Here is a 10,384-nt window from a genome sequence, read left to right as displayed (position 1 = left end):
CCATGCCGAACTCAGTAGTGAAACGAAACAGCGCCGATGATAGTGTAGCATTTGCTATGTGAAAGTAGGACATTACCAGGCTTCAAATTAAAGAAACCCGTTACAGAAATGTGACGGGTTTTTTGCTGTCTGGGATTTAGTAAATAGCCAAGAGCCCATGCCGAACTCAGTAGTGAAACCAAAGCTCCTACCGATGATAGTGTAGCATTTGCTATGTGGCTCTCCACTGCTGTGGGCACTATGACATTACCAGGCTACAAATTGTAGAAAGCCCGAATCTAACGAGTCGGGCTTTTTTACGTCTGTAGAAAAGTGAAATGCGCGCAATTAATAGACACTCACATTAACATCCATCACGTAGGGCGGGCGTAGCGACTCTAGACGCTAAAGTTATGTTTAATCACACCAAAATCACTCAATATCTCTGCACGCCGATAAGTATGTAGCATTTGCTAGGTGACTTTTTACCGCTGTGGGCACTACGACATCCTACTGCGTAGCTCACCGACTTAACATTGTAGAAAGCCCGAACTTAACGAGTCGCTTTAATAGCTCATTACTCCAGTGCTAAAGCTTATAACCCAATCTAAAAGCTATTTAAAATAGTCCGTAAGCTTGGCTTTCTTCACTTTCAGATTCTTCTAATTGCGTCGGTTTAAATATTGCGCTTGGATCAATTAATAAACTGTGTTTTTGTGTTAGCTTTATTAATCCTCGCATCATATTTTTAGTTTGTGGGTCTATGTCGAAGCCAATTTCGGTAAGTTTATCCAGTGGCCTTATATCTTCTTTTTTAAAGTCGATATTATCTTCAACCTTATCTACCAATAATCCTACATGCGGGTTTAAGCCGTCTTTAGTGGTAAAAACAATAATAGGTTTATAGTCTAAGGTTATTTGTTCTTTAGCTGACTCAAACAAGCGCTCGAGTTGAATCAAGCTATTACGATTCATTTTGTCGAGTAGCACGGATACTTGTTTACGATCACTCCGATTATGGGCTGCTATAACTTCTTTTATTGTCTCTAGTATTGATTGGAAGGGGTCGTTAAACCGAGACATAGTTAATTTTAAGTCTTCATTATCGGTGTTGAATTCTTTGTAAAAAAGAACAAAATCTTGTAGTTCTGTGTCATTGTTTGAAATAGGAGTCGAGCTACTCGATAAGCTACTTTGAAGTATATTGAACCAGCTTAATAGTTTTTCTTGCCACGATCTGAGCTGTTTTAGTGCATTCGCATTACTCTGCTCAGTTGAGATATTATTTAAAATAATACCCAAATCAAAAACAGGTGTTGGTATATCCATATAATCTTTAACACCAATAAAGCTTTTATTATTGTTTGGTAAAGTTGTTAGATTATTGTCAAAGCGTTCTGTTAATAAAATATCGAGTATTTTAAGTGAAATTGTTTTACAGCCCACTTTAAAGTTTATTAATTCCATGCCTTTATCTTAATTTACCTATTAATGCTTTAAGGATAGAACAAATTAAGTAAATAACTTAAAGAAGGGTAAGATTTAATAGAGATAGTTAACTAGGAGTTATTAGATGGCACTAGTGAGGTTTTTTATGGCATGTTTAAATTGATTCTCAAGCTGCTTTTTTCCTAATAAACCTAAGTGTTGAATCACTTTTTCATTACATTCATTTTGAAGCACTAACTTTATTAAAAGTTGTTTATCTGACTCTGTTAATTGAGACATACAAGAAGGAGACTGATTCACTACCTGCCAAAGAGTCGCAGAGATATTAAATTGAGTGAAGCTATTGTTTATGAGCAAGGCTAATCGTTCGCGAGTCTCGGGGCTTACTAACTCATCGCTAAATCCTGCAATTAAAATACTTACAAGTTGCCAATCCAGTGTTTTAAAGTGTGTTAAAAGCCCATAAAAAAAATCGTTTTTAAACTGCTTTTTTAGAGGTTGAATAATTGCACTTTTGTTATTTAAGCATTTAACCACAAGCGCCGAATGTTCTGCCGTGCTTTTATCGCGTTGATAACCTAGTTTTACGGTATCAAATCCTTGGTTTTGCCAAAAATTTAGTAACTGCGCTGTTGCGCCAAAGCTTGCACCAAACCAATTACATTGGCTTTTTACTTGCGACTCGCAATAGCTAAGTAGCTTTTTACCAAAGCCCATATTGTGAGAACTCGGATCAATCGCTATTCGTACAACGCGAGCGCTCAACTGTGTGAAGTAGTCATCATTAAAACTAAGTTGTGAGAGGGTTTGAGCCATTAAATGACCCTGTGGGCGACGCTCTCCGCTTGTAACCTGTAGGGCAAGGTCTTCACTTAAACCACCTTCTATTGCGATTAAACATACGCCAACTAATAGATTGTTAATTCTGCTGATGAATATTCGTTGCGACGGTGTATCTAGTAGTTGGCGTAAATCATTTACACTACTTTGATAGTGAGCTAATGCAAGCAGGGCAATAACTTGTTGCAGTAAAGGCTCATTGTTTACAAGGGATTGCTGAGTTATTTCGCTATGAACTGGCTGCTCTAATTGATCACTACTTAACTCTTTATACTGTGCATCGAGTGCAAGCAAGGTTCGAATGTGTTGCTCAAGAGGATCGTGTTTAGCAAAACGCAGTGGCTCATCAAGCGCTAGAACTTTAGAGGCTTTATAATGCGCCTTTATATAGTTACTAAAGCGAATGGTATAACCCCTACCATTGCCCTCATACCCAACCAGTGTACTTGCAAATACTATACGAGAGTAATGCGCTAGCATTTTTAATAATAACGGAACAGGGATTGCTGCAGCTTCATCAACGAGTAATAAATCACACTCAGGTAGCGCATTTAATAGTGCATCAGGTGCAACGTAGTGCAAATTGGCTAGCTGTTTATGTTCAGTGTTGTATTGAAGGTTCAACTCGTTGGCTAAATGTTTAAAGCTACTATGGGTCGCTTTAAACTGAGTGCTGCAAATAATTACTTTTTTACCAGCTAATTTTGCGGCTGCTAAGCCAAGTGCTGCCGACTTGCCTCTACCTCTATCAGCATTAATGAGTAAAGGCCTGCTGGCACGACCATTAGCTACTTTTACTATTTGTTCAACGCAGTTTTGCTGTGGTAGATAATCAATTTTATTATGTTTTACATAGCTAGTGTTATTACTAATATAGCCATTTTTTTCACTAAAATGAAAAGTGGGTAATGGTTTTATAATAGCCGCGAAACGTTGATTAAATAAACTGTAGTCAATACTCTGACCGTGTGATTGCATTGTGCTTAAAGCAGGGTCTTGCCAAGAGGCTAAATTATCTAATTCGGGCAGTAATAAAAACAGTATACCGCCTGCTTTAACAGTGCCGGCAAGTGCTGCAAGTTTATCAGGGTGCAAACCACTAAAACCATCGTAAACAGCATGAGTAAATTCTTGACCTAAAATTTGATGAGTGCGAGTAGGCCAGTACGAATTTTTAATCGCGCACTGCTTTGATACAACAAGTGCATTGTTTTCATCTATTAATGAGTTAAGTAATTCATAACACCAAGCAGGGCTGCCCGTAATCAACACTAGCTGACGATGATACGCGCCAGCTAGTTGTTGTTCTAACTCACTTAGGTGAGCTTTATACAGCTTGTAATCGTGCATAGGCCGTTACTAACCATTTACTGCCAAGGTCGTCAAAGTTAACTTGTACCCGAGATTGCGCGCCACTGCCTTCGTAATTAAGTACGGTACCAACACCAAACTTAGCATGCAAAACTCGTTGCCCTAAGTTAAAGCCACTGTCTTCAAATGCGGCATGGCTAACTGATGCGCTAAAGCGCCCCGCAGCAGGCGGGCGAGAAACCTGTGTTTTAATACGGATTTCTTCTACGCAGTCTTCAGGGATTTCGCGTAAAAAGCGTGATGGGCTATGGTATTTTTCTTGCCCGTATAAGCGGCGACTCTCAGCATGGCTAATGTATAACTTATCCATTGCTCGTGTCATGCCTACATAACAAAGGCGGCGCTCTTCTTCTAAGCGCCCAGACTCTTCGTTGCTTTGCTGAGAAGGGAACATGCCTTCTTCTACGCCCACCATAAACACTAATGGAAACTCTAAACCTTTAGCTGAGTGAAGCGTCATCATTTGTACGGCGTCTTCGTGTTCTTCTGCTTGCCCTTCACCTGACTCAAGTGATGTATGTGCTAAAAAGCCTTGTAAAGGTGAGCTGTATTCTTCGTCTTCAGGAAGTTCATACTGATCACAAGCGCTAATTAGTTCTTCTAAGTTTTCTACGCGAGCACGGCCTTTTTCACCTTTTTCGGCTTGGTACATTGCCATTAAGCCTGAGGTTTGAATTGTGTACTTGGCTTGCTCATGCAAAGTTAGATCGCTAATTTTATCTTCTATTTGTTCAACGAGTTCTACAAACTTACTTACTGCACCAGAAGCACGACCAGATAAGTGCTGTTGTTCTACAATTGCTTTTGCGGCATACCAAAGCGGTAACGATTCTGCTCGTGCACAGTCGCGTATATGGCTCAATGTTTTATCACCAATACCGCGTGCTGGCGTATTAATTACACGCTCAAACGCGGCATCGTCTTGTCGATTACCCACTAGACGTAAATACGAAAGCGCATCTTTAATTTCTTGTCGTTCGAAGAATCGCATACCACCATAAATACGGTATTTTAAGCCTTCTTGTAGCATGGCTTCCTCAAGTACACGAGATTGCGCGTTACTACGGTATAAAATTGCGGCATCTTGCAGGGCATTTCCTGCATTTAACCAGCTTCGTAATTTGCTACTTACAAAGCGTGCTTCGTCTAACTCATTAAATGCTGCATAAATAGAGATTGGCTCGCCATCGTTACCATCGGTCCACAAGCTTTTACCCATACGTTCTGAGTTATTTTGAATTAATGCATTGGACGCTTTCAAAATAGTGGCGGTTGAACGGTAGTTTTGTTCAAGACGAATGGTTTCTGCGCTAAAGTCAGTTAAGAAACGTTTAATGTTTTCGATTTTAGCACCACGCCAACCATAAATGCTTTGGTCATCGTCGCCTACAATCATGATGCTGTTAGTATCGCCAGCAAGTAACTTTAACCAAGCATATTGAATGGTATTTGTATCTTGGAACTCGTCTACGAGCATATGTGCAAAGCGCTGCTGATAATGACGCAGTAACGTAGGGTTATTTTTTAACACTTCGTAGCTGCGTAGTAATATTTCAGCAAAATCAACTAGGCCCGCTCTATCACAGGCCTCTTGATAGGCGGCATAAACTCGCAGCATCATTTGCTCATTAATATCGTATGCTTGAATATCTTTAGGGCGAAGTGCTTCATCTTTTTTGGCGCTTATGTACCAGCCAAACTGCTTAGCGGGCCATTTTTTATCATCAATATTCATCGATTTTAATAAGCGCTTGATCATTCTAAGCTGATCATCAGAGTCTAAAATTTGAAAGGCTTCAGGTAAATTAGCTTCACGGTGATGAGCACGTAAAATACGATGCGATAAACCATGGAAGGTACCAATCCACATGCCACCTACAGGGGCTTTTAGTGTTTCTTCAACGCGGCCACGCATTTCTTTAGCTGCTTTATTAGTAAAGGTAACTGCAAAAATACTGTAAGCGGAGGCTTGCTCAACTTGCATAAGCCACGCAATACGATGAACTAACACTCGTGTTTTACCAGACCCAGCACCTGCTAATACCAGCATGTTTTGTAGTGGGGCTGCAACGGCGTCGCGTTGTTTGTCATTTAAGCCATCGAGTAATTGTGAAACGTCCATCGTTACGCCTTTTTAATCAATATTGTGGCCAGTATAACAGGTGTTTTTGTTAGGCTAAATAAAATACTGTTTTTATAAACAGCTATTTACAAAATAGTGTTCAAAACGAGTAACTTGCTAATTAACTAAGCGAATAAAAAGCGTAAACGCATAACAAAAATTGCTAATTTGACCTAAAGTTAGCAAAATTTACTAACTCTCTAAATCTAGGCTAATTTAACTATTTGATTTGTAAGCTTTAATAAATTGGCATAAAGTGTGTAAGTAAATAATTATAAAATCAAATAAATACAGAGGTTAGTATGGCAGATCAAGGTTCTGGCGGTAACGTAATCGCAGCATTATGTAATATATTTTTTCCTGGTTTAGGGCAGTTAGTGCAAGGGCGTATTTTAGCGGCTATATTTTTTGCACTCGCTATTATAATAAGTTATGCACTAATTTATGTGCTTGTAGGTTTTGTACTTGTGCCTATTATTTACTTATGGTCGATCATTGACGCAGCGCGTTATAGATCGCGAAGTTAACGGCTTTAAAGTTGAATAAAATAGCGCCCTTGTGGCGCTATTTTGCTTTATATGTCCTGTGGTTTACGGGCGTTTACGTATATAATTACGCAATTAAAGATTTACAGGCAAACCCTATGGAATATCAATTTATTCGCGACCCTATTAGTGGGCTACGTATTAAAATAAGCAGTGAACACGCTATTATTGGTCGCTGGCTAAACGAAGAAATAGGCAAAGACAAAGTGGCCATGGTGCAAGCGCTTATTGCATCGGTAAGTTCAAGCTATGAGCCGCTAACGTTAAAAGGCCAAGAAATAGATTTAATATTAACCAAAGACGAAGCACTATTTGAAGCCCATGCGCTTCATCAAGATAGCGAAGATCTAATAGCGTATCAAGATGACGATTTAGCGCTTGAAGAAAATGGTTTAAGTAGTGGTTGTGGCTTTGAAGATTTCATTGATTTAATTGGTTCATGGCATGAGTTTACGACGTCACGATAAACATAATTAGCACACTAATAAAAATATACAGCAATGCACAATCAGCATTTTATCTGTATTATTACACCAACGAAAATTACGCCAACCAAAACGACAGGAATTGATATGTCTGCCAATTTAAACAAGCTAGTAGTGATGCTAGAAATGCAAAACGCCATGAATACTAAAGTACATGAGCAATGGTTTACTCAAGGGTTTGAATGGTACCGCGCTATTTGGGTTGAGTGTGCTGAAATGCTAGATCATCATGGTTGGAAATGGTGGAAAAAACAAACACCAGATACTGAACAAGTTATTTTAGAGTTGGTTGATATTTTTCATTTTGGTCTATCGCTTAGAATTGACGGCGAAACTAGCTACGAAGACTTAGCAAAGCAACTTGAAACTGAGCTTAGTAATGCTCAACAAGCTGATGATTTTAAACAAACACTAGAGATATTAGCGGCGTCTGCTGTTGCTGATAAAACGTTTAATGCAGGTGCCTTTGCCGGCTGTATGGCGCAAATGGGTATGGATATTGATGATTTATATCGCGGCTACGTAGGTAAAAATACGTTAAACTTTTTCCGCCAAGATCACGGTTACAAAGATGGTAGCTATATTAAAGAATGGAACGGGCAAGAAGATAACGAGCATTTAGTTGAAGTAGTTAAAAGCCTTGATACAGAACATGCAGATTTTGCAAAGTTAGTATATCAAGGGCTAGAAGCGCGTTACCCAAAAATCTAGCCCACGTAAACTGAGTTAGATAATCTTACGATAGTCGGTAACACTTAGGTAATCGGCTATTTCGTTATGTGGTTGTTGGCTATCAGGGTTAGCAACTGCAAGTAAGTGCTCAATGCCGTATTCTCGTGCGGCATTCAAAACCGCAATGCTATCGTCAACAAATAAAGTACGACTTTTATTAAAGCCTAAGTCTTTTTGTACTTGGTGCCATAAACTTTGTTGCTCTTTACTTACTCCATATTCATGAGTAGACACTACGCCATCTAGGTAGTTATCAATCGCTGTATGCTCAAATTTAAGCATGACACTCTCAGGGTGGGCGTTGGTAAGTAAAATTAACTCTTTGCCTGCTTTTTTAAGCTCAGTTAAAAAATGAGGTACGTCTTCACGCATTTTAATTAAATGCTGAGATTCTCGTTTAAGCTCCATTATAGGCAAGCTTAATTGCTGCTCCCAATAATCTAAACAATACCACTGTATTTGACCGCTCACAGCTTGATAGCGTTTTAAAATATCTGCTTTAGCTGCATCTAGGCTAATGCCCCTTGCTAATGCGTGTTGCGCAGGAATAACGTTAAGCCAAAAATGACTGTCGTAATGTAAATCGAGTAATGTTCCATCCATGTCGAGCAAAACGGTATCGATTTTTGACCAATTTAACATAGGAATTTCAACTTATAAGGTTTATTATTGAACTAACTGCCATGATAGCAAATTAACGCCAATGACACAGAAAAAGCACCCAACACCACCACAAATCCTCAGTAACAATGTTGTCGCTAAAAGCCGCCTGTTTACTGTGGAGTCTTTAGAGCTAAAGTTTTCTAATAACGAAGAGCGCCAGTATGAGCGAATTCGCGGCGGTGGCCGGGGAGCGGTGATGATTGTTCCGTTAAGTGCAGACAACGAATTACTACTTGTACGTGAATACTGTGCGGGAACAAACGATTACCAGTTAGGTTTTCCTAAAGGCTTAATTGATCCGGGCGAAACGCCAGAGCAAGCTGCTAACAGAGAGCTTAAAGAAGAAATTGGCTTTGGTGCTGAGTATTTTAAACCATTAAGAACAGTAACAATGGCGCCGAGTTACTTTAATGCCACTATGCATATTTTATTTGCTAAGCAATTATACCCACAAAGCCTTATTGGCGACGAACCAGAGCCGCTTGTTGTTGTTAAGTGGCCATTAACTCAGTGGCAGTCATTATTAGACCAGGAAGATTTTACCGAAGCACGCAGTGTTGCAGCTTTGCTATTATTAGATAAGTATTTAGCGTCTGGAGCTGCCGATGAATAAATTAATCGAACCGTGTATTGAATTAGCTGAGCGTGCTGGCGATGCAATTATGGCCATTTATAAAAAAGGTGATATTGGCCAACAAGAGAAATCAGATAATACGCCTGTTACCAAAGCTGATTTAGCAGCAAATGACGTACTGGTTGCTGGATTAAAAGTCTTAGCGCCCGATATTCCGATTATGTCGGAAGAAACACCTATACCAGCACTAGCNTTGGTTACTCGATCCGATGGATGGCACAGGCGAGTTTATTTTAGAAAGTGGCGATTTTGCAGTAAATATTGCATTGATTGAAAATAATCACCCAGTGCTTGGTGTTATTCATTGGCCTGCAAAAGGTGTGACTTATTTTGCTACAGCTAAAAATGGTGCCTTTAAACGTGAAAACTCAATTGATAAGCAAATATCTGTAGCGCCGCCAGAGAACTTGACACTTGCAGTGAGCCGCCGCCAAAAAATAGAAGCGGTGAGTCAGTATTTAAATAGTCAGTTTACAACTATTGCTATTGGTTCGTGCTCATTAAAAGCTTGTACTGTTGCAGAAGGCAAAGCAGATTGTTTTTTAAGAATTGGTCCAACGGGAGAGTGGGATACAGGTGCTTCACAAGTTATTGTTGAAGAAGCCGGTGGTTGTATTACCGATGCCGAATTTAATCCGCTAACGTACAACCAACGTGAGAGTACTGAGAACCCTGACTTTATAGTGATGGGACATCCAGACTGGGAATGGCAAAAAATGATTAATCCGCATCAAAGGTTGAGCGCAGAATAGCAATTTGATTGCTTTTTGTTCGGTTGAACAACTTTAATTAGTTTAGGCCTTGCATTAAATGTTTATTCCTATATAGTAGCGCTCTCTTCAAGGCAGGCTCGTAAATATTACGAAAATGTTTTAAAGAAATTACAGGCGCGGGATGGAGCAGTCTGGTAGCTCGTCGGGCTCATAACCCGAAGGTCGTCGGTTCAAATCCGGCTCCCGCAACCAATATTTTTATTGAAATTTGGTGCAATAGGTAGTTTTAAAAGGTCGTCGGTTCACTCTTCACCTTCACAACTCCCGCAACCAATTATTTATAAGATTTTGTTACTGTAAACTCTAGCTTAAGAGATAAAATAAAGTAGTCGATAGACTTAAAATATACAGGCGCGGGATGGAGCAGTCTGGTAGCTCGTCGGGCTCATAACCCGAAGGTCGTCGGTTCAAATCCGGCTCCCGCAACCAATTCTTTAATTGGAAGCCAAGTTGTAATGTAGGCAACTTTAAAAAAGCATACAAATTTCAGGCGCGGGATGGAGCAGTCTGGTAGCTCGTCGGGCTCATAACCCGAAGGTCGTCGGTTCAAATCCGGCTCCCGCAACCACTGAAATAAATAAGAATGAAATGACACGCTTAAAGCGTGTTTTTTTATGTCTAAAATTTAGTGTGTATATTGTGGCTCATAACCCGAAGGTCGTCGGTTCACCTTTTATAAGTTCAGGCTCCCGCAACCACTGAAATAAATAAGAATGAAACGACACGCTTAAAGCGTGTTTTTTTATGTCTAAAATTTGGTGTGTATATTGTGGCTCATAACCCGAAGGTCG

General features: G+C 39.7%; 8 protein-coding genes, 3 tRNA genes and 1 pseudogene. 8 read left to right on the top strand and 4 right to left on the bottom strand.

The window, feature by feature from the left end:
- Window positions 1-597: 597 nt before the first annotated feature.
- The 3 genes from L656_RS0102155 to uvrD form a co-directional block, all read right to left on the bottom strand.
- The gene (locus tag L656_RS0102155) at window positions 598-1,446 is read right to left on the bottom strand and encodes a chemotaxis protein CheW (RefSeq protein ID WP_024598024.1); all 849 of its coding nucleotides are present in this window, start codon (window positions 1,444-1,446) and stop codon (window positions 598-600) included.
- A gap of 102 nt (window positions 1,447-1,548) precedes the next feature.
- Window positions 1,549-3,618, bottom strand: coding sequence for a GNAT family N-acetyltransferase (locus L656_RS0102150; RefSeq protein WP_024598023.1), 2,070 nt, complete (start codon window positions 3,616-3,618; stop codon window positions 1,549-1,551).
- A complete protein-coding gene (gene uvrD, locus L656_RS0102145; protein WP_007586555.1) occupies window positions 3,596-5,761 on the bottom strand; it encodes a DNA helicase II in 2,166 nt (721 codons plus the stop codon). Before uvrD ends, L656_RS0102150 begins: the two co-directional genes overlap by 23 nt.
- A gap of 302 nt (window positions 5,762-6,063) precedes the next feature.
- Between uvrD and L656_RS0102140 the strand changes: the two genes are divergently transcribed.
- From L656_RS0102140 to L656_RS0102130, 3 genes are all read left to right on the top strand, one after another.
- A complete protein-coding gene (locus tag L656_RS0102140) occupies window positions 6,064-6,288 on the top strand; it encodes a hypothetical protein (protein WP_002963009.1) in 225 nt (74 codons plus the stop codon).
- A gap of 116 nt (window positions 6,289-6,404) precedes the next feature.
- Entirely contained in the window at window positions 6,405-6,773 is a 369-nt protein-coding gene (locus L656_RS0102135) for a YacL family protein (protein ID WP_024598022.1), read from the top strand.
- 105 nt (window positions 6,774-6,878) lie between these two features.
- Window positions 6,879-7,502 carry a dUTP diphosphatase gene (locus L656_RS0102130; RefSeq protein WP_007586550.1) on the top strand — a complete coding sequence of 208 codons (624 nt, stop codon included), beginning with the start codon at window positions 6,879-6,881 and terminating at the stop codon, window positions 7,500-7,502.
- Between the two features lie 15 nt (window positions 7,503-7,517).
- On the opposite strand, the gene yrfG is transcribed toward L656_RS0102130, so the two are convergent.
- The gene (gene yrfG / locus L656_RS0102125; protein WP_002963013.1) at window positions 7,518-8,165 is read right to left on the bottom strand and encodes a GMP/IMP nucleotidase; all 648 of its coding nucleotides are present in this window, start codon (window positions 8,163-8,165) and stop codon (window positions 7,518-7,520) included.
- A gap of 61 nt (window positions 8,166-8,226) precedes the next feature.
- Between yrfG and nudE the strand changes: the two genes are divergently transcribed.
- The 5 genes and pseudogenes from nudE (at window position 8,227) to L656_RS0102100 (ending at window position 10,161) form a co-directional block, all read left to right on the top strand.
- Window positions 8,227-8,799, top strand: coding sequence for an ADP compounds hydrolase NudE (nudE, locus tag L656_RS0102120; protein WP_024598021.1), 573 nt, complete (start codon window positions 8,227-8,229; stop codon window positions 8,797-8,799).
- A 55-nt stretch (window positions 8,800-8,854) separates the two neighbouring features.
- Window positions 8,855-9,572, top strand: a pseudogene (locus tag L656_RS01000000121815) (3'(2'),5'-bisphosphate nucleotidase CysQ family protein).
- A 136-nt stretch (window positions 9,573-9,708) separates the two neighbouring features.
- Window positions 9,709-9,785 (top strand) — tRNA-Met (locus L656_RS0102110).
- A 160-nt stretch (window positions 9,786-9,945) separates the two neighbouring features.
- Window positions 9,946-10,022, top strand: a tRNA-Met gene (locus L656_RS0102105).
- A gap of 62 nt (window positions 10,023-10,084) precedes the next feature.
- Window positions 10,085-10,161: transfer RNA gene (locus L656_RS0102100), tRNA-Met, on the top strand.
- Window positions 10,162-10,384 lie beyond the last annotated feature (223 nt).

The sequence above is a fragment of the Pseudoalteromonas sp. TAE56 genome (assembly GCF_000497955.1).
Classification (GTDB): domain Bacteria; phylum Pseudomonadota; class Gammaproteobacteria; order Enterobacterales; family Alteromonadaceae; genus Pseudoalteromonas.
This window is presented reverse-complemented; position numbering and strand designations above follow the sequence as displayed.

Coding starts and splice junctions, on each gene's coding strand:
- L656_RS0102155 (WP_024598024.1), bottom strand. CDS start 1,446: ATGGAATTAATAAACTTTAAAGTGGGCTGTAAAACAATTTCACTTAAA.
- L656_RS0102150 (WP_024598023.1), bottom strand. CDS start 3,618: ATGCACGATTACAAGCTGTATAAAGCTCACCTAAGTGAGTTAGAACAA.
- uvrD (WP_007586555.1), bottom strand. CDS start 5,761: ATGGACGTTTCACAATTACTCGATGGCTTAAATGACAAACAACGCGAC.
- L656_RS0102140 (WP_002963009.1), top strand. CDS start 6,064: ATGGCAGATCAAGGTTCTGGCGGTAACGTAATCGCAGCATTATGTAAT.
- L656_RS0102135 (WP_024598022.1), top strand. CDS start 6,405: ATGGAATATCAATTTATTCGCGACCCTATTAGTGGGCTACGTATTAAA.
- L656_RS0102130 (WP_007586550.1), top strand. CDS start 6,879: ATGTCTGCCAATTTAAACAAGCTAGTAGTGATGCTAGAAATGCAAAAC.
- yrfG (WP_002963013.1), bottom strand. CDS start 8,165: ATGTTAAATTGGTCAAAAATCGATACCGTTTTGCTCGACATGGATGGA.
- nudE (WP_024598021.1), top strand. CDS start 8,227: ATGACACAGAAAAAGCACCCAACACCACCACAAATCCTCAGTAACAAT.